Origin of the sequence: Hymenobacter sp. HDW8 (genome assembly GCF_011305775.1) — a bacterium.
In the GTDB taxonomy this organism is placed as follows: Bacteria; Bacteroidota; Bacteroidia; order Cytophagales; family Hymenobacteraceae; genus Hymenobacter; species Hymenobacter radiodurans.
In genome coordinates this window covers 275,175-293,586 of the sequence record NZ_CP049908.1, presented here as the reverse complement: position 1 = coordinate 293,586, position 18,412 = coordinate 275,175, and the positions used below count along the sequence as shown (strand labels likewise).

At 60.5% G+C, this 18,412-nt stretch carries 13 protein-coding genes; 8 read left to right on the top strand and 5 right to left on the bottom strand.

What is annotated here, in order from left to right:
* Nucleotides 1-13: 13 nt before the first annotated feature.
* Together G7064_RS21400 and G7064_RS21395 are read right to left on the bottom strand one after the other, a co-directional pair.
* The gene (locus G7064_RS21400; RefSeq protein ID WP_166075369.1) at nt 14-5,962 is read right to left on the bottom strand and encodes a DUF6443 domain-containing protein; all 5,949 of its coding nucleotides are present in this window, start codon (nt 5,960-5,962) and stop codon (nt 14-16) included.
* 47 nt (nt 5,963-6,009) lie between these two features.
* Nucleotides 6,010-9,312 (bottom strand): RHS repeat domain-containing protein, encoded by a 3,303-nt coding sequence (locus G7064_RS21395; RefSeq protein ID WP_166075368.1) that lies wholly within the window; start codon nt 9,310-9,312, stop codon nt 6,010-6,012.
* Nucleotides 9,313-9,974: 662 nt separating this feature from the next.
* On the opposite strand from G7064_RS21395, the gene G7064_RS21390 reads away from it, so the two are divergent.
* Entirely contained in the window at nt 9,975-10,355 is a 381-nt protein-coding gene (locus tag G7064_RS21390) for a DUF2750 domain-containing protein (protein WP_166075367.1), read from the top strand.
* 474 nt (nt 10,356-10,829) lie between these two features.
* On the opposite strand, the gene G7064_RS21385 is transcribed toward G7064_RS21390, so the two are convergent.
* Both G7064_RS21385 and G7064_RS21380 read right to left on the bottom strand, forming a co-directional pair.
* Nucleotides 10,830-11,321: a hypothetical protein gene (locus G7064_RS21385; protein ID WP_166075366.1), complete on the bottom strand. Its 492-nt coding sequence runs from the start codon at nt 11,319-11,321 to the stop codon at nt 10,830-10,832.
* 245 nt (nt 11,322-11,566) lie between these two features.
* Nucleotides 11,567-12,040 (bottom strand): hypothetical protein, encoded by a 474-nt coding sequence (locus G7064_RS21380; protein ID WP_166075365.1) that lies wholly within the window; start codon nt 12,038-12,040, stop codon nt 11,567-11,569.
* Between the two features lie 356 nt (nt 12,041-12,396).
* Here G7064_RS21380 and G7064_RS21375 point away from each other — a divergent pair, with 356 nt between their 5' ends.
* From G7064_RS21375 to G7064_RS21355, 5 genes are all read left to right on the top strand, one after another.
* Complete coding sequence (locus G7064_RS21375) at nt 12,397-12,906, top strand: hypothetical protein (protein WP_166075364.1); 510 nt, start codon at nt 12,397-12,399, stop codon at nt 12,904-12,906.
* Between the two features lie 87 nt (nt 12,907-12,993).
* A complete protein-coding gene (locus G7064_RS21370) occupies nt 12,994-14,712 on the top strand; it encodes a T9SS type A sorting domain-containing protein (protein ID WP_166075363.1) in 1,719 nt (572 codons plus the stop codon).
* Nucleotides 14,713-14,827: 115 nt separating this feature from the next.
* The gene (locus tag G7064_RS21365; RefSeq protein ID WP_166075362.1) at nt 14,828-15,550 is read left to right on the top strand and encodes a DUF4328 domain-containing protein; all 723 of its coding nucleotides are present in this window, start codon (nt 14,828-14,830) and stop codon (nt 15,548-15,550) included.
* A 176-nt stretch (nt 15,551-15,726) separates the two neighbouring features.
* Nucleotides 15,727-15,921 (top strand): hypothetical protein, encoded by a 195-nt coding sequence (locus G7064_RS21360; protein WP_166075361.1) that lies wholly within the window; start codon nt 15,727-15,729, stop codon nt 15,919-15,921.
* A complete protein-coding gene (locus tag G7064_RS21355) occupies nt 15,918-16,088 on the top strand; it encodes a hypothetical protein (protein WP_166075360.1) in 171 nt (56 codons plus the stop codon). The genes G7064_RS21360 and G7064_RS21355 overlap by 4 nt, the downstream gene beginning before the upstream one ends.
* Before the next feature lie 310 nt (nt 16,089-16,398).
* Here the strand turns inward: G7064_RS21355 and G7064_RS21350 are convergent, their stop codons facing one another.
* Entirely contained in the window at nt 16,399-16,548 is a 150-nt protein-coding gene (locus G7064_RS21350; protein ID WP_166075359.1) for a hypothetical protein, read from the bottom strand.
* 182 nt (nt 16,549-16,730) lie between these two features.
* On the opposite strand from G7064_RS21350, the gene G7064_RS21345 reads away from it, so the two are divergent.
* Both G7064_RS21345 and G7064_RS21340 read left to right on the top strand, forming a co-directional pair.
* Nucleotides 16,731-17,432 carry a hypothetical protein gene (locus G7064_RS21345; RefSeq protein ID WP_166075358.1) on the top strand — a complete coding sequence of 234 codons (702 nt, stop codon included), beginning with the start codon at nt 16,731-16,733 and terminating at the stop codon, nt 17,430-17,432.
* Between the two features lie 118 nt (nt 17,433-17,550).
* The gene (locus tag G7064_RS21340; protein WP_166075357.1) at nt 17,551-18,117 is read left to right on the top strand and encodes a hypothetical protein; all 567 of its coding nucleotides are present in this window, start codon (nt 17,551-17,553) and stop codon (nt 18,115-18,117) included.
* Nucleotides 18,118-18,412: the final 295 nt, after the last annotated feature.

The window sequence follows — 18,412 nt, the reverse complement described above, 5'->3', positions numbered from 1 at the left end:
TTCTAACTACTGGTTATTCAAAACTAGTGACAATTCCATCTTTTCTTATAATTACGTGGCGTGTCCCTCCTGGCCTGATAGCATTACTTGGGCCTGTCTCAATAGTATCAGGTAAAGACCTGCTTTCAATGGGCTTAGTTTTCTCGTTCGCTGCAGCACCTTCATCATAAAGCTTCTCTGCTGCCTTATAAGTGTCATAAGTAGCCTCGCCTGTGTCCTTAATTTGTGCACCCATTTCAAGAACGGTCTGAGTTTTTCCTAAAGTCGTTACTTTAGGATCTAAAAGGGCTTTTGCACCTTTTAAGAGAGAACCAGCTTTAGCTGCCCCTCCACCCACTGATGTGGCTTTTAATATAGGATCGATATTCAATGACGGCGCCGTTTGCTCACCGGGCTTAATTGTAAGTGTTCGTCCACGCCCATCACCCCGACCTGTTTCAGAATATTCTACTACCCCGCCTCCAGATCCACCTTCTTTATTATAATCGTTATCTTCTTTCGGCATCTCAAACCCTAAAGCTGTACCTATAGCTTTAATGAGTGCATTGGCTATGCCAATTCCTGTGAGAAAAGGCCCGGGTCCAGGACCTTCACCAGGAGCCATGCCATCAGGATCGATAAAACGTACAGGATTATCAAAAGCGTAATTATAGGGAGAATGGCGCCGCATTTTCTCACTTAGTAGATCTACTGAATGCCAGCGGCTGAGTTGCGGGTCATACATTCTAGCCCCGTAATCTTGCCAGTTCAGGTCAAACTCTTCCTGTTTTTCCTTACCGTTAAATGTATACTTATTCTCAGGAATGCCACTCCGGCTCAGGCCCACTAAGTCGAGGCCAAAGGGATCGTAGTGGTTTTCCTGCACCTGCAGGCCCTGGCGGTGCTCGACGGTGACGTTGTCGAAGAACACGTCCGTGTCGCTCTCATTGGCCACGTAGGCCTGCACGTAACCCGCCTGGGGCACGAGCACGCGCTTGTAGAGGCGCTGGTAGCCCCCCTGGGCCGTAGCGTTCAACGGCACCTCGTGGTGATCTATCAAAACTGAGTCCTGGTTATACACGAGCACCCGCAGATAGGCCCGGGGCACGCCCTGCACCAGCTGCTGCACGGCCGGCACCGTCGCCAGGCCGATGCTGAGCAAAGGCAACACCCGCACCTGTCGCGTGCCGCCGTCCCCAGTGGGCATGGTAGCCGGCTGCTGCTGGAGCGTCGAGGCCACGAAGGAAGCCAACAGGAAACTCCACTGGGTGTTGGTGACCGGTTGCTGGTACATAGCGAAGGCGGTCACCTCCACCGTGTCGCCCCGGCTCACGACCAGCTGCTTCAACGGGCCCAGGGGCCAGGGCTGGGTGCCGCCGGCATTCAAGAGCGCCGCCCCGTCCCCGCCGTAGGCGAACTGCATGCCCACCGTCTGGCGGATGGGATAGGACACGCTCACCGAGTCGAACTGCTGCTGCTCCCGCTTGAGCTGGTCGGGATTTGAGTCGAGCATGGCCATATAGGTTTTGCGCTCCCCGGGCCGAAAGGCCACCCGCAGGTTGCCTAGGTGATCCTTGAGCGTGTACTCGTAGGCGATCTGCGAGCGCGTCTGTCCCGCGGCGTCCTTCCGGTACTGCACCAGGGCCCGGCCTTCACTGTGCGTGAGCCAGCGCAGCGAGTCGCGCTCATACTGCCAGCTATTGGCGTAGTCGGTCTGGATCGGCTCCTTATTGCCTTCGAAGGCGAGCTTGGCGGTTTTCTGCCCCGAGGCCGCGTAGCGGTACTCCAGCGCGTTGCCGTTGCTCCACTCGATGCGCTCGGGCAAATGCAAGAAGTTGTAGCGAATGCTGGTGATGCCCTTGTTGCGATCGCTCGTAAGCGAGCCGGCCGCATCGTAGCCGTAGTCGGGCGTGGTGGCGCCACTGGTCGTCCCGTCCGTAAAGTCGGGCCGCTGAGGCACCTTGGCCCCAAAGGCCGTGGCGGCGGGGGCCAGATCGTCCACCCGCAGCAGGCGGTTGCTCTGCGGGTCGGCACTGCCCGAGGCAGGCGCGTAGCGGTAGCGCAAATTGTCGGTCTCGGCGTACTGAGCGGGCGCCAGGCGCGAGGCGGGCTGCACTAGGCCCCGGCGGCGCAAGGTCAGCAGGTTGCCGCCCGCGTCGTAGCTGGCGGCCCAGAAGCGGTAGTTCTGCTGCTCCGCGCTCCAACTGGCCGTGGCGCTTGTACCGGCGCGGGCCACGAAGTCGCCCTGCAGCAGGCGGCTCAGGTCATCATAGCGGTAGCCGTAGGCTCGCTCGATGCCATCCTGGGCCGAGCGCCAGCGCTGGCCGCTGATGTTGCCGTTGTACTGGGGCAGGGTAAAGCCGCAGTCGTAGCTGAGCGCAAAGCTCCACAGATCCTGGGGATCGGGCTGGGCCAAATCATTGATCTGGGTCAGCCAGCCGCGCACGTTGTAGCGGTAGTCCACCCGCTGCAGGGGCGCTGGCCCCGTGGTGGGTAAAGGAACGGCAACGGCCGACCCGGCCGCAGCCAGCGGCAGGGTGCCGCCCAGCTGCTTTTCCTCGAGCTGGCCCAGCTCGTTGTAGGTGTGGCGGGCCAAGACCTGGGGGCTGGCCCCTTGCAATTCCTGAGTCAGGGTCAGCAACCGGCCGGCGTGGTCATACACGCGCTGTTCGCGCACGGGCAGCGGCTGGCCCGGCTGGTCCGGATCGGTATGCACCGTGTAGGACGTGAGGGCCTGGCCCGTGAAGTCAAAGCGGGTCGAGATCACATCCTCGCCCCCACGGGCGTTGGTGCTGCGCACTTGAATCGGCCGCAGCTTCTCATCAAAAAAGGTGGTCGTGGTCAGCCACGCCCCCACGGCGCCGTCGGCCTGGCCCAGCACCCGCACTAGGCTGCGGGTCAGCTGGCCCGTGACCCGGTCATCGGCCTGGGGCACATCGCTGGCCGCACAGGCCAGATCCGCCGCGCTGGGCGCTTGGTAGGTCACGTCCGCCTGGCCGTTTTGGTCGAAGTCGTAGCTGTCATAGTAGCTGACACTTAGCAGCTGGGCGTCGGCCTGGGCCGCTACGTCGGGAAAGGAAATGTGCGAGTAGTAGGCGCGGGCGAGCACGGGGCTGGCGCTGGGCGTCTCGAACAGGGGCTGGTTTTGCGTGGTCGCTGCATCAGCCTGGCGCTGCAGCTCCTGGCGCTGCTGGTCGGCCGAGCCCGTCAAGGCGGGAAAGCGCACCAGGGCTGTGTACACCACCCGGCCCAAGGCGTCGTACTTGGTGGCTACCCATTCCTTGGTGGCTTGCTGGGTCACATCCTGGGTGAGGATAGGCCGGTCCAACGCGTCGTAGACGGTGTACTGGTAGCCTTGCTGGTCAGGGATCTGCTTCTCGGTCAGGCGCCCCTGCGCGTCGTAGTGGTAGCGAAAGAGCAGACGCTCCGTGCCCGCGCCCGTCACCTGGCCGCTGTTCTGGCGAATCAGTTGGTAGGCCTTGGGGGGCACCACCGCCCGCAGGCGGCCAAAGTCGTCATAGACGTAATACGTGCTCAGCCACTGGTCTGGGGCGGTGCCCCCGACTTGGGCCACTTGCTTGAGCACCACCCGGCCTTCCTTATCGGTGAATTCGCGGGCCGTCTGCTTCTGCTCGTCCTGGCTTTGCTTCATCCACAGCTCACCGGGGGCATAATAGCCCGCATAGACCAGATCTTCGCGCTCGCTGCCGTAGCCGGGCTGCCAGCGGCGCACGGAGTCGGCGACGGTATTAGGCCGCTCCTGGGCCGTCACGGCGCGGCCGCTGGCCATGCTCCAGCTCTCGCCGGGGCTGGCCTGGGCCAGCACCCGGTTCAGGGGCGAGGGCTCGAAGCCCGTCTGGGCGTAGGCCACCCCCGTCTTGGGCAGGGTGGCCGTCAGGCCCGCCACCGCGGGGTCGGGGCTGCCCCCGGCGTAGAAGGTATGCTGCTCGCGCCGCGCGTCGGGATAGTAGCCCAGGGCATCGGCCCCGGTAGTGGACACGTAGGGTAAGAATTGCTTAGGCTGACGGCCCAGCGCGTCGTACTCGGTGAGTTGGATGACATCGTGGCCCAGTGGGGAGGCTTGGCGCTGCACGGTCTGCACGAGTCGCCCCAAGCCATCCAAGTACTGAGTGCTCACCTGCACCTGCTCCTTGGCAGCGGCGGTAAGTAGAGCGGGGTCGGTGAAGGCGGTGCGCGCCGCGTAGGTGCGCACGTAGTTGACCGTATCCTGCGCCCCGGCGCGCGCCGCCGGCACGGGTGTGGACGCCAGCGGGGGACAGTTCGTCGCATCCGGCGTGTTGGTGGCCAGCGGCGCGTAGGGCAGCTGGCTCAGATACAGCGAGCGGGTGTAGAGGGTGATGCCCGGCACCCACGTATTGGTCACCCGCGCCCGGTACTCGCCCTCCAGGGCCTCGTCGCCCGCGCCCAGGGTGAGGGTGGTATCGGTTCGCCCGGGCAGCTCGGCCCAGTACTGGCCTACCCTGCGCTCCCACTGGTAGAGGTTGTGCTCGCCGGCCATGCGGCGGGTGGCCGTCACCGAAGCCCCGTGCACGAAGTACGCCGTATCGGCCGGGCCCGGCGTGCGCTGGCCGTAGTCCCAGTGCTGGTAGACGCCCGGCGTCCACTGGTTGGGCTCGTAGGAGCCAAAGTCCAGGAAATTACCCGACAGGCCCAGCTCCAGATAGGGATAGCCAATGCGGCTGTTGTAGTCCGGGATCTTAGTGATGTTGTTGCTGTCGAGCGTGAGCTGGTAGAAGCGCAGCGTGGCGGGAATCTCCCCGCTGAGGTGATTGTGATCCAGGTTCAGGTAACTGGCACTCAAGGAGTCAGGGACGGGGCCGCTGAGCTGATTGTGACCCAGATACAGGCGGCCCAGATTCCGCAGGCCCTTGAAGGTGGCCGGGATGGTGCCCGTGAACTGGTTGTGATCCGCGTCAAAAATGTGAAGCGTGCGCAACTGGCCCAGCGAGGCGGGTAAGGGGCCTGAGAGGCGGTTGCTGCTCAGAAACAACTGTTGCAGCTGGCGCAGATTCCCCCAGCTCGCGGGAATGGCCCCCGTGAGTTGATTGCGTCCCAGATACAGATAGTAGAGCCCGCCCAACTGGCCCCAGCTCTCGGGCAGCGGGCCGGTGAAGGCATTGTTCTCGAAGCTGAGCACATACAGATTCGGGCACTGCCCCCAGCCGGTGGGCAACAAGCCGGTCAGCCGGTTGTTATTCAGGCCTACATAGCGCAGCTGCCGCCACTGCTCCCAACTGGCGGGCAGGCTGCCCGTGAACTGATTGCCGCCCAGGGTTAGGAACTGTAGCTGCGTGCACTGACTCAACTCCGCCGGCAAGGGCCCGCTGAGCTGATTTTGCTCAACCTGCAAGGCCGTTAGCTGCCGACACTCTCCCAGCGCGGCGGGCAGGGCCCCGCTGAGTTGGTTCCACGCCGCATTCAACCCCCGCAAGTGACTGAGTTGCCCGAGCGCAGCGGGCAAGGAACCAGTGAGGGTGTTCTGTTCGAGGCTTAAATTTTGGAGCTGGGAGAGTTGCCCTATCCAGGCAGGTAAGGAGCCGCTCAGGCGATTATAACTCAGACCTAGTTGCTGGAGTTGTGTCAGGCTCGCCCACGCGGCGGGCAAAGAACCCGTGAGTTGGTTGTTGATCAGGTACAGCTCCCGCAATTGGGTGAGCTGCCCGAGTGAAGCCGGTAACGGCCCCTGCAGGTTGGTGCTGTTCAAATATAGGCCCCGCACATCCCCCTCGCCCACGACCACGCCGGCCCAGGTGGCCAGGTCGGCGGCCGTCGTGCCCTGGTTCCAGTTCGCGTGGTTAGTCCAGTTATCGCCCCCGGTAGTGGCGTATAACTGGCGTAGCACCCGCGCTTCCGTCGAGTCGGGCACCAGCCCTTCGGGTCCCGGCGTCTGGGCCCAGCCCTTAGTAAACGTAAGCAGTAAAATACAGAATAGGAGGAGCCGACGGCCGTATAGAGGGGGCATAAGCGAGAGGCTAACAAATAAAAGGATAGCAGAAAGAGAAGGCCGGCTTAGGGCTGGGCGGCGTACTGGTATTCCTGCTGGGAGAGAATGCGCCCCTGCTCATCGCGCACCCGCAGCAGGCGGCCCAACGCGTCGTACTCATAGAAACTAGTGCGGCCACTCGCGTCCGTCTGTGAGCTCATCCCTACCAATGGAAGGTGGGTAAAGCTGGTCACGCGGGCCTGGGGCAGGCGTTGGCGCAACCGAGCCATCGCGTCGCGGTGTTGCGCGTCCGTTTCCAGCGTGGCCAGGGTAATGCCCATGGCTTGCAGGTGCTGGCGCACTTCTGCGATGGTGGCATGTTCAATAGTCGCCACGAGCTGGGCGCCGTGGTAGCCCCAGAGATAGGCCGTGGTCGGCTCGCCCGGGCGATGCTGCTGGGCGATGTTGCCCCAGGCGTCGTAGGCATCCACGACCTGCTGTTCCCGATAGCGGGCATCCTGGCGCAGCGTGCCGTTCAGGATGGCGGAGGATTGGAAGGCGCTACTCGGTACGGGGATGGGCGTCTCCACGGTCAGCACCCGCCGGGGACGAAGGGCGTCATACTCTGTCAGCGCGCCCTCAACCAGCACCAGCTCCCCGGTGGCGCGCTGGCGCCACTGCTGCTGCTCTATCAGGGCCGTCACGACGCCCCGGTCTACCAGTTCCGCGACCCCCTGGGCTGGGCCTTGCAGGAGACCTGTACTGGTATAATCCAGCGGGTAGCGGTAGCGCGTGATCAGCGCCTGGCCGGCACCCGTGACGGTGGTGCTCTGCGTAGGCTGGGCGTGGGCGGGATTCTCGTAGCGATAGCCCGTGCGGCTCACCCATGCTGGACCATTGCCCGTGGCAGGGTAGCGCGTGACAATGGTCGAATCGAGGTGTTGCCACTGCGAGAATTGGTACGTGCTGGTAAAGGCATACAAGCCCTCATAATAAATGGGGTTTTCAGGCTGACACCGCTCCCCTTGGTACTCCGTACCCGTGCCCACTTTGAAGCCCCGGATGGCAAGGGCCTTAGCCGGGTCCAGCGAGTACTGGTTACGGGTGTGCTGCAGGAGCCGATACGCGTTGTAGACGTTCGGCTCGGAGGCGTATAGCCACTGGTCCAGCAGTTGGCCGCGCTGCCAAGCATTGCTGGAGGGGGGTGGGAAGGGCTTGTCGTTGCTGCCAAAGTCTTGTTCGGCGGAGTAGCGGCTCACGGTTTTGCCCGTCGCCTGGCCCGCTTCGCCCTCATATACCGTCACAGCTGAGTAGCCAATGGGCTGGGATTGGGCACTGAGTTGGCCAATCGGAGCAGACGTAACCACGATCTTGGTACCAGCGGCTGCTTGAATGACGCATTCAGGGGCGGGGAACCCTTCGGGGGTAAACAGCAGGCCGACGGCCACGGGGTGCTGATACGAATACGTGGGGGGGAGGCTCGTCCAGTAGCCACTCGAACGCCCGGGCTGCTCCAACTGGTCGTATTCGTAGCGCTTGATGAGGGGCGGGGCGGGGGCCGTCGGCACGAGCGTGGTCTGCTTCACCCGGAGGCCCCCGGCGGGCGTATTACGAAAGGCATAAGTCGGGGGACTGCCATCGGACCACTCCAGCTTGGCCGTTACCAGCACGCTATAGTCCCCGGATTGGGTCACGAACTCGTAGGTCGCGCCGGTTTGCAGCCGCAGCGCGAAAGTGAGGGACGCAAAGGAGCTGGTTGAGGCGGGACCGGGGGGCAGATACGCCACGCGGGTGCGCACGCCCGCCCGGATTTCGTAGCATTCGGCAAAGCCCGTGGCATGGTGCGGAATCGTTGTCTCGGTAGGAGCGCCGCGGGAAACACTGAGCACGAGCGTCCCCTCGACCGAAGGGGTGGTGATGGTTACCTGTTCCACCTTGCGCCCAATCTCGTCCGCGCCCCCCTGCACGCGTTGCTCGTGACGGAACAGCACACGGGGCACTTCGTAGCGCTCCGCAATGGTGTTCCCTTCAAACTCATACGTGGTATGCCCTCCGGTGGGGTACACGATCTTGCGCAGCAGGCCCGCCTGCGCGCTCGCCGGGTCCGGCCGCCGGTCCGCCCGCCCAATGGTGCGCATACCATAGACTGTGGACACTTCCTGCGTAGGCAGCAGATCAGCGTTGGCAGTGCGCCCGTTATAGTAGCCCCAGTGATCTCGCGCAAAGGATGTTTTGAGCGGCAGGGTCGCGGTGGCGTACTCGAACCGGTGGGGGGGCTTGCTACTGCCCCCGCCGCTTTCCGTGACGGCATCCAGGCGCAGGCGCCAGGTGGTCGGCTCGCTAGCGGCGCCCGTCGTGAAATAGGAGTGGGTGAACGTAAAACGCCGCACTTCCTGCAGGCTGCGATCCGGTCGTTTGCGGTATAGAATCACGGCCGTGAGGCGGGCGTCCATGCGCAAGTCCTGCCGGCCGGTGGTCGTGGTGCTGTCCGCTTTTAATACAACGGCTCCAGTGGCAAAGCGAATGCGCCGCAACCGCCGGGCCTGGGTGCGCACGGCACTCGTGGTGGTGATCAGGGGGTCGGGGACCCCAATGGTGGGGAGTAGGGGGTCGGGCTGATCCTTGGTTTTGCTGATCAGCATGGACTGCTGCTGGGACTGGGTGGCGCCGGCCACCAGCGTGTAGGCCGTATAGTCGAAGTAAATGGTGTCCGTCTGGTCCGCCGACACGATGCGGGACAGGTACCAGCTGGACGTATAATCGGGCGTATTCTGCCCTTTTAAGTCCACGGAGGACTGCTCCGTCTGGTCAAAGAAGTAGCGCTCCCCCGCCGGATTGGTAATTTCGAAGAAGCCGCCCGTGGCGTTGCTAAAATTGGAGGTGATGCGAACAGGCGCGTAGGGAATGGTGTGGGCCATGCCGTCCTTATCGAACATGAATTGGCCCGTGCTGCCGCCCAAGTTGTAGGAAAACAAGTCCGGCTCAAAGTCGCGGTAGCCATCGGCAATGGATTTGAGGTACTCTACATTAGCCTCGTTTACGCTTTGGGGCGAGGGGATAGTACCTCCATTGGCTAGAAAGCCATCAGGTTCCTCGTCGGGCCGCCCCCGCATGGAGCGAGTAATGACGCCCCCCGCGTTGAGGCTCCAGCCCAGGCCGGTCCAGGGCGCATCGTCTGTGACGCGCACCCCCGCAGCGTGGTAGCTCAAACTGATTGGCACGCGCAACTGCCGGCTTTGAATGTCGAGGAGGGGAATCGCAATCTGGGGCGTGCCGGTGTGTTCGCTGACGGGGCTAAAGGCGTAGCGCTCCAAGGCGGCCGTGGCCGGGGCAAGCGGCAAAGCCGGCTTCAACGTGGTGGCCTGTCCCCGCCCTGGGTGGGGTAGCATAACACAAACCAGTAAACCAAAGCAAGCGAGTAGCGAGTGCTTCATACACAAATACGAGAATAGGGTCGCGGCGTATGGCGTCGCGGTCGAGTAACATAATTTCCTGTCGAGCTACAGGTAGGGCGACGCAACGTGGGCACGTGCCCGCGTTGCAGCATCCATAGGGATAGGGCAAGCTAAAATAAGGCGCAAAACAACCGGGCTACCGTCAAAACGACGAGAGCGTAGGCAAGTCAAGAAGTTGCAGTAGGAAGGGCTCGGCGGACGGAAAGCCAGGACAAGGCATTTCCGGGCGCAACGTTAAGCACTTATTTTAGTAGTACAAAATAAAGAATATTATTTTGTGGATACTTTTTGCGTAGGTATCGCCCCTTGCCGGAAAGAGGCATCAAGTAGCTGGTAAGGTGCGTGTTTTCAGTTCAGTCGAGCGGTGAGAATAGGTAGATTTGCGCTCAAGAGAAGTATTGATAACTAAGGCCTGATCAGCAGGGACTGTTAACGCTGTACCGGTGTGAAAGGAGCGTTCAACAACTGTACAGCGTCCCTATAAGGTCCGATAACAGAAGGCTTATCGAACCTTATTTACAGATTTGACAATGCGTTCATCCTACTGTGTAAGCCCTTTATGTAGCTTGCCGAACAGATCCTAGACCATTGTCCTCATGAATACCCATAAGCTGCAAAACATCTTAAATCTACCTGCGCAAGAGCGTTATGGCTACTTTATCCGAAAGGCTGTTGATTTCGAAGCGGTGTGGCTAGTGAAAGATAAGGAGGGAGTAGTTATGCTGGGGGATGATTCAGGCAGTCAGTGCCTTCCCGTATGGCCTGAAAAGGCATTTGCCGAACAACATATAACCGGGGACTGGGAGAGCTATCTAGTAGAGGAAATGCGATTGGAAGACTTCTTGGATTGGTTAGAGGAACTACAAGAAGAGAGAATTCACATCGCAGCTTTTCCAAAAGAAGATTTACAGGGAGTAGTAGTAGAGGCCCAGGAGATGAAAAGTCACTTGCTCCATGAATTAGAGCAGTATGAATAAGCGATCTTTACAGAAATAATACTACTATCCTTCATTCTATAGGTGACGCAGGAGAATACGCTATTTTCTAGACTGTGCTTATAACTAATGTGGCTGTTGCAAAACTCCCAATAGTGCATTTACCAAGTTGCATCGGCGACGAGAAGAGGCTAAAAGCCCCCCTGTAACGCCACTCGTGGACAGCGGGTGGGGCTCGAATAGCCTGTTGTCAGCCTACTGCCAGACTTTTGCAACAGCCACTAATCTTATGTTTAGCGACTAAACCTAGATGGGCACTGCCCTATTTGTACTTCACCACTGCCCCTAAAATCCTGTTTGCTCACGCTTGGGAAACCCCTCTACGTGCTGCAGGGGCCCACTGGCACCTGGTGCCGATCAGCTGCCAAGCGTTTACCGAAAGAAGCGTTATTCAACTGGTCGTAGCGACCAGATTGTCTGCCTGGTGAGACAGGAAACGCTTTTGGAGCCTGTTGCTTACGGCCGGTTAGCGCTAATAATGTGCCCTTTACGGTCGTATATGGTCCGGACAGTGTCCGATTGGTGCCGGTGAAAGACCGTGCGGCTGCGCAGCGTATCGGGGTTCATGCTATAGTATTCGAGCTGCGTTTCCAAGGTGTCCACCCCGGTAATCGTGAGGTCGCTGCTAAAATCGTATTGTGGTGGGCGGTGGTGAGACTCGTACCAAAAGGACAGGAGTGGGTACAGTGAGCACCCCAGCACGAGCACTTGGCGCAGTAGGTAGGGAGGTGTCCACTTGCGGCGTTGCGTCAGAAAAAAGCAACTCAAGGCACTAAACCCACATAGCGCGTAGCCAATCACGGTGGACGCAAACGTCAAGCCCTTCGCTTCGCCTCCCGGATGGGTGGCGTCCAGCAGCACAGGAACGACTGTTAATAACAGAAAACAACACAGGGCCCAGCCGCCATACACTTTTATGTCTAGGGGATACGGAGAGCTTTTAGCCATAGGGGTGGGAGTCAACATCGAAAGTAGCTGTTTGCCACTCACTGGGTATAGCGTGTAATTGGATCACCAGTTTAGCGATAGGGTGATTTAAACAACCAACGTCTTTTAGATAGTGTCTTAGAATGGCCATTATGTAAAGGACCGTTTTCAAGAAACGGTGTTGGGTAGTTAGTCGGGCTTCTTCCCTATAACGTACCTCAAGACATAAGCTATGCCCAGCCTAATCTTGTCTTATTCCTTAAACACTATCTGACTCGTACAACCTGGTTATGATACAGCTTGATTCGAAGCGTCGGTGGACAGTATAAGGTAACATTATGGGAGATGATGGTATCGCCATTGGCTGCGATAGAACGAGTCGTACGATCAAGAGTGGGAGCAAGCGCATACTGCTTGCTTAGCTCCTCCAAGTCAAAGGGCTTGTTCTGAGCACAGGCAGGAGCGGTCAGTAACACCTGATGAGACCCAATCTGTACCATATCACAAGGCGATACGAACTCCACGACATCTAAAGTGCTTAAGGAGGTCATCCGCACTTCCGTGCTGTCGCCCTGTTCCGTCAATTCGAGGTAGTACACTTTCGTGTGATCGATGGGATTGCGCTGGATATACGCCGTGAGGTGCTGCTGCACCGTGGCATTGTCCAGCACGGCATAGTGTAGGGCAGGCTTCTTGGCACAAGAGACTAGCAAGAGCACAATAGCAAGCCATTTCAGCATAACAAGTAGATCAGGTAGTAAGTCATTAAAGGTCCCCTGTCAGCCGTTGAGTATAGCCGGAAAGTCGATCCTTTAGTTGCTTTTTCGAAAGGTACGCTAGTTAGACAAAAGACAGAAAACGGCGTTCTGCTAGGTTAGCGGGTTTCGCGGAATCCTTTCTTAACATAAAATAGGGTAGGCCTTTTCTTGGCAACATCCTAAGGACCCTGGCACACTCGGATGGCACATTATTGGGCCTTTGATCGCCTCGAAATCCTGGGTATTTTATAATATGAGAATTACATATATGAATAATTTTATTTATTAAAAATAGGTGGTTTCTTTGCCCGTCTTCTTCCCCCTATCCTGCTCTTCTGATGCGTTCACCGGCTCTTCTCGTTCCCCTGTTCTTCTTGCTGCTCGGCTGCGGCGGGGAGAATGCCTCCCCCAAAAACGCCGTGCCGGCTAACTCGGCGTCCGTTAAGATCGACGGGGTGGCCTTTCCCGTGGATATCAGCCGCTCGAAAGTACAGCTGACGGCCTCCACGGGCGAGTTGGCCGTCATTTTACAGACCAGTCAGCCCTCTGGCCCACGGGTGGTGATGGTGCTCAGCGAGTTTCATCAACGGCCCGAGAAGTTTACCCTGCCTTCCCAGTCCACGAGCGTGATTGATTTGAGTGAGTTACCCACCGGCGGGCTCTACTATAGTTCCCGCGACTGTAATCCCGTGGGCCGGGAGATCGAGATTCTCACCTACAACGCGGCGGCCCGCACCGTGAGTGGCCGCTTCAGCGGCAAGATGTGCGCCGGCTTCGGGGCCCAGACCAACAAGGCCAGCAAGATGGCCACCGAAGGCCAATTCAACCTGCCCTTCCAGCTGCAGTAAGGGGAACGACGCGCCCGCCCTCCTGGGGCCGGGTTTGCTTCTGCGTCTTTCTAAGTCCTTTTGTTTTCCGCGCCCTTCAATCTTCGCATGCCCACGCTTTTCCTGCTTCGCGCACGGCGGCTGACCCACCCCCTGCTGTATGCTTGCGCCAGCCTCCTGCTGAGCCTATTGCTGGCTTCCTCCGTCCAGGCCCAGGCGCCCAGCTGGCAGCTCGCCGTGGCCAGCGGGCTAGTCAGCGCCGGGGGCGGCAGCAGTGTGGCCAGCACGGCCACGGATGCCAGCGGCAACGTTTACCTAGCCGGCCGGTTTGCCGGCACCGTCCGCTTTGGCACTACGACCCTGACCAGTGCGGGCAGTGCCGACGCCTTCGTGGCCAAGTGGAGTACCGCGACCCAGCAGTTTGTCTGGGCCTACCGGGCTGGGGGCACGCAGTATGACGAAGCGACAGCGCTGGCCCTGAGTGGGGCGAGTGTGTATATCACCGGCGGCTTCGAAGGGCCCCTCGCCGACTTTGGGGCGACGAGCCTGACGAGAGCGGGCAGCACGGATGTGTTTGTCGCCAAGCTCACCGATGCGGGCCCGAGCGCCAGCTTTACGTGGGCCCAACGGGCGGGGGGCACCAATTTTGAGGTGGCCCGGGGTGTGGCCGTGCAGGGCACGGACGTGTACCTGACGGGCCATTTTGTGGGCACGGCCAGCTTCGGGGCGCGCACCCTGACCAGCGTAGGCTACGACCTGTTTGTCACCAAACTCACGGACGCGGGTCCGAGCAGCACCTTCATCTGGACCCAGAGTGCCGGGGGCGACGCCAACGAGTACGGTACTGCCCTGGTGGTCAGTGGCGCGAGCGTGTACGTCACCGGGCACTTTGTGAGTCCCCAGGTCACCTTTGGCACGACCACCTTGGTGAATACGGGGCCCGGCCCGTTGGCCTTTGACGTGTTTGTCGTCAAGCTCACCGATCGGGGGGCCAGTGCCGGCTTTACCTGGGCGCAGGGGGGTGGCGGATCCGGCCAGGACTATGCCTCGGCTCTGGCCCTGCAGGGGGAGAGCCTGTACGTGGCGGGCGAATTTTCCGGGTCGGCGGCCCGCTTTGGGGCGACCACGCTGCGCAGTGCCGGCGCCGGCGACGTGTTTGTGGCCAAGCTCACGGATAGTGGGCCCAGCAGCGCCTTTGCCTGGGCGCAGGCCGTGGGCGGTCCGCTGGGGGAAGGGGCCACGGCCCTGACTGTCCGCGGCCCCCATCTCTACGTGGCCGGGCAGGTGGGGCGGGGCCCGAGCGGGGCGGACCCGACTGCGGTCTACGTGGCCCAGCTGACCGATGCCGGCTCCAGCGGCGCGGTTCAGTGGACTCAGCAGGCCGGGGGCACGGGTCCGGACGCCGCGCGGGCCCTGGCCATAGCCGGGACTCGGGTGTACGTGGCGGGGGCCTTTACCGGCCCGCAAGCCCGCTTTGGGGAGCACAGCCTGCGCACCGATGGCAGTGGGGAGGCCGGCTTCCTGGCCGCCCTGACGGAGGGAGCCGTGCTGGCGCAGGGCGCGCCGGGCCCGCTCGCGGACGTGGCCCTGTACCCGAATCCGGCCCGGCACCGGGTGCTGGTGCGCGTTCCAGCGGGTGTGGGCCTGGTTTCCGGGGAGCTGACACTCTGGGACGCCACGGGCCGGCTGGTGCGGCGTCACCATTATCGGATCGCGCCGCAGGGTGACGGGTATACCCTTACCTTAAGTGGGCTGGCTCCGGGCCTCTATGCGGTGAGTATCAAAGCCGGCGCGTCTCAGGCCTGGCGGCGCTTAATTGTGGAGTAAGAATGCACACACATTACGTCCGCTACCGTCGCCCTACTCGGTTCTAGTCCGATTCGACGCCAAGACCCCATCTTATTCACCCGACCAATTAGAGAACGTTAACGCTACCCTTCCTTTGTCTGCCAAAACTAAACTCGCCCTACTGGATAATCGGCCCCGCCGGCGCGCCGCGCAACTGACTCAATCGCTGCGCCTCGGGGTGGCCCTGCTGGGCGCTGTCTATTTTGGGTATTACTACTGGCTCCTACACCGCATTCTGCTCGGAGAAGCAATTTCTCCCGAAGAAATGGTTCGGGCTGACGGAGGCTTCCAACTCGTGGAAGGCGTGCAGTTTGTCATCGTTTTGCTCGCCTTCCTGGCCTTCGCGCTGTGGCTTTATCGGGCCTACCAAAATGTGCACCGGCTGCCGCAGACCGACCCCGCGCATAGCGAGAGCATGGCGGGCTGGAGCTGGGTCATTCCCCTCCTGAACCTGTGGTATCCCTACCTGATCCTGCAAGAGATCGGGCACTACTTCAGCCGGTTCACCAACTCGGCTATGGCGCATACCCCACGCTGGAAAGCACTCCTGCTAAGTTGGTGTATTCTGCACATTGGCATTTTCATTCTGGGCCCCGTGGTGCGTTCCATGGCTAAATTGCCAGTAGATAACCTGGCCGCGCTGCATCGCTTTGCCCTAGTTATTCTACTCGATCAAGCACTTATTATGGCGAGTGCGGTCGTCACGCTCGCCATCTTAAAAACCATGGTACCCTTAGAGCACAACGTCGCTGCTACGCACGCTGCCCTGCGTGCCACCTCGGAACTCAGCGAGAGCACTACAAAAGGGATCGAATAAGCTCGTCCATGCCACTAGCAAAATTTGTAATCACCACATAGGTTCTCGCGCCAAGGCTGTCAGGCCAAAGCCAGCCGCGAGAGTAAGCAAGTGAACGAGTCGGTCACGCATTTGTGTTCGCAGCAGGCTACTTTTACCCTACTTGACAAAGGCCTAGCTTCACGCTCTTATAAGTTATGATGCCCCGTTATCTGTCGGTTGAGGAACTGCAGCGCGTCGCGCAGGATCCTGTCGCCGAGGCCTCGGCCGCCGTACGGGCCGGGTTTGTCCTCAATGCCCTCACCGATTGGCCCACGGCCTTGCAGGAAGTAGACGAGTTGGTGGCGGCCCTGCAGCGCGAGATTGGCGCCCCCTCACCTACGCCACATTGAGTCACTATGCCACCCAGACCCCGGACCCCTGGAAGGCTGAGGCCGTAAATGCCTTATTGGAGGTATTTGATCCCGGCCGAACCAACCAGTTCGACGCTGCGAGTGAGCTGGAGACCCTCTTGGAAGGACTTACCCAACAAGGCCGAATGAGCCCCTCGGCTGGCTAGTCGTTTCGTCGACACGAACCTTCGTAGTTATTCGTTTGACACCACGGATAGTGGTCGTAACGCTGCTGGGCTACGTATCTCTCCTCACGTTATTTATACAGGCTATGGCTTGCTTACTTCCGCTGCTGAGTGGTGTCCTTCTGCTGGCCGGCGCGCGGGCAGCTTGTCTGCCGCAAACGAGGCACCCACTACCGCCGAAGGCAACGAGGGACGACCCCGCGCAACACGCTTCCTATGCGCCGGTGCTGGCCCAGTCAGGACTGGTGGCCCCGAGCACCAGCCCTGGCTCACCTTCGGTGATACCACCCGTCTACCGACGCATCAACTCGGCCATACCCTGCCGCAGGTCTGGGCCTGGCTGGCGGGCTATTACCGGCGGGCCGAGCAGAACGATTTTCCGACCCCGCCCGAAGTGTATGCCCAGCTCGCCCGCGCGGCCCGGATCCCGGATACGCTGCATGTGCCGCCCCCGCGGGAAACCGCAATCTCGTTTACGCCACCCCCGCGGCTCCGGACCACCACCAGCAACCGGCGCCAGAGGCAGCACGTGTCCGGGAGCTGGTCCGCCGCTTACGCCAGGCCGGCTTGTTACCGAGCCCCTGGCAGCAGCTGGTGGGGCCGCAGACCTTGGACCGCCCGTTTATGGATCGGCCCCGTCTGCTCTGGGCCCTGGCGGGCCTGGGACAGGAGGCTCAGGCCATCGCGGCGGATTCCACGCTGGTGCCGGCCTTACGCCGCGCCGGCCTGCTGCTGCCGGCGCGGGCCTCCGCGCTGGAGCAGGCCTTGGCCGCGGGACAGGTGCTGGATCCGGTTCAGGTTCTGCCGTACCTGACTTCCCGCTCCCAGCTGTTCGCGCGGCCAACCTATCCGGTGGCCCTGGGGCCTTATCTGCGGCGCCTCTACGCCGACGTAGCCCGGCTGCTGCCCGAGGTGGCGTACACGGACTTCCACTATCGGGTCGAGGTTCCCCCGGACTTTCGGCCCTGCCGCGGGGGCTGTCCCGACAATCGGGATCCGATCGTGCGCTTCCGCGTCCAGGGTAAGCGCTATGCGCACCGATGTTCCGTGTGGCTGGAGGAAAGCCCGGACGGGCGGCGGCAGTACAGCGTCGACCAAGATGCGTTCTACGCTATCTTCAACCAGGTCTTGGCGGATCAGGCGTCGCCGTACCGGGTAGTGAACGTGGTGTCCAGTGTAAGCAAATACACCCTGCTGCCCACCTCCCAGTTTGCCCTCTGGGTGGTGACGCCCGCGCAGGCGCGGGCGCTGGACGCGCCGCACAAGACCTTTACCCGCCTCTGCCAGGGGTTTGTCGATACCACCTATGCCGTTCCTAAATGGTAACGGCGTCCGTTTTTTATCAAGCAGATAGGGCGAATCCACTAGACCTTTCCCGTAACGCTTATTCATCGGCTTAGGTCCGCCTGACCGGCGTACCTTCCTCGGCTATTTATCAGTCCTTATGAAAGGTCTCTCTCTGCCCGTGGTATGCGTTAGCTGGATAAGCCTGTGCGCAACCTATCCATTATTCGGACAACCATCGGATCTCCAGGACATCTGCACCGATGGATCGATAAAAGCCCTTTCTCGGGGTGCTTACCTGCTTCAGCAGGACAACGGTCCAGCTACTGACGGCTTATTCCCCGACAAACCCAGGCAAGACTGTATCAGCATTCAGGATGCTCGAGCGCAGTCAGACAAACCGTTCTTGACCCTGTTGATTGGCAAAACCAACGCGTGCACCACTGGGGAAGAATTCGTGATGCCCTACGCGGTCTCGCCTAGCTCCTATGCAACCATCATTGCTTATATCGGGGCTTTCCGAAAAGAAAAACCCACCATACCCTATCGCGACCACGTCTTTAAAGTCTTTTATCCCTACAAGAACAAGCTCGTGGAGCGGTATATAGCCAGCCGTGATGCGCGCGCCTTTATCGAGGGACTTGCTACCATCACGGCGCAAGCGAAGGAAAACAAGGACTTAAGTGCCTATTTAGCCGGGGTTGCGAGAAGGGTAAGTAGCTACTAGAGCGAAACAAGCTTCCTTAGGTAACGGCAGTTGGTCATTCCCAACGTAACCTATCTTATGGCCTTCTAAGCTCCCTGAACGGCGTTTAAGGCCGTACCTTCACCGGCTCCGCCACCCATTTCTACCTTGTTGTATGAGCCGTAAAGCCCCTCGCGGCCTGCGTCGTCACTGGCGCCGTCACCAGCAGCGTGCTGCGCCCCCACTGGAGTTACATCTGCCGGCCCTGGCCCGCTGCCAGCGGGAGTACGTGAAGCTCGGCCTCGCGCCCTGGTTCACGCACCAACAGCCGCCGCGG

Coding starts and splice junctions, on each gene's coding strand:
- G7064_RS21400 (WP_166075369.1), bottom strand. CDS start 5,962: ATGCCCCCTCTATACGGCCGTCGGCTCCTCCTATTCTGTATTTTACTG.
- G7064_RS21395 (WP_166075368.1), bottom strand. CDS start 9,312: ATGCTACCCCACCCAGGGCGGGGACAGGCCACCACGTTGAAGCCGGCT.
- G7064_RS21390 (WP_166075367.1), top strand. CDS start 9,975: ATGAATACCCATAAGCTGCAAAACATCTTAAATCTACCTGCGCAAGAG.
- G7064_RS21385 (WP_166075366.1), bottom strand. CDS start 11,321: ATGGCTAAAAGCTCTCCGTATCCCCTAGACATAAAAGTGTATGGCGGC.
- G7064_RS21380 (WP_166075365.1), bottom strand. CDS start 12,040: ATGCTGAAATGGCTTGCTATTGTGCTCTTGCTAGTCTCTTGTGCCAAG.
- G7064_RS21375 (WP_166075364.1), top strand. CDS start 12,397: ATGCGTTCACCGGCTCTTCTCGTTCCCCTGTTCTTCTTGCTGCTCGGC.
- G7064_RS21370 (WP_166075363.1), top strand. CDS start 12,994: ATGCCCACGCTTTTCCTGCTTCGCGCACGGCGGCTGACCCACCCCCTG.
- G7064_RS21360 (WP_166075361.1), top strand. CDS start 15,727: ATGATGCCCCGTTATCTGTCGGTTGAGGAACTGCAGCGCGTCGCGCAG.
- G7064_RS21350 (WP_166075359.1), bottom strand. CDS start 16,548: ATGCAGCGTATCCGGGATCCGGGCCGCGCGGGCGAGCTGGGCATACAC.
- G7064_RS21345 (WP_166075358.1), top strand. CDS start 16,731: ATGGATCGGCCCCGTCTGCTCTGGGCCCTGGCGGGCCTGGGACAGGAG.
- G7064_RS21340 (WP_166075357.1), top strand. CDS start 17,551: ATGAAAGGTCTCTCTCTGCCCGTGGTATGCGTTAGCTGGATAAGCCTG.